Consider the following 408-nt stretch of genomic DNA (forward strand, 5'->3'; position numbering starts at 1 on the left):
GCTTTTGGTGCCACAGCCAGTGCCATCGGCAGTCTGCGCTGAGCATTGGTAAACCCGGACATAATCCACCACCATCTGCCGGGGCCAGTGCTCAACATCCACTCCTTTTTCATTGACGTTTTCAGGCCAGTGACCACCCACTGCCAGATTCAGCAGTAAATGAAAAGACTGATCAAAAGGTGCCGCGCCCTTGGCTTGTTGCCAGACACCATCCGCGGTCTGGAACTGACTGTACCAGCCCTGTTCAGTTTGAGTGGCATAGTGCACATCATCAATATACCAGCGAATTTCACCTTTTTCCCATTCCAGGGCATACAGATGGAACTGCTCTGTCGGCTTAAAGTCATTGGCTTTGTAGCTGGTCCCCGAATAAACATTTCCCGGCGCTTGCCTGCCATAATGCAAAGT

Annotated in this window: 1 protein-coding gene; it reads right to left on the reverse strand. The window is 51.5% G+C overall.

Going from position 1 to position 408, the window contains the following annotated elements:
- Positions 1-408: glycoside hydrolase family 16 protein (locus ACEWB7_RS18255; protein WP_411581125.1), on the reverse strand; the 408-nt coding region annotated here is incomplete at both ends.

Source organism: Acinetobacter sp. NIOH-H-8, assembly GCF_046635365.1.
Taxonomy (GTDB): domain Bacteria; phylum Pseudomonadota; class Gammaproteobacteria; order Pseudomonadales; family Moraxellaceae; genus Acinetobacter.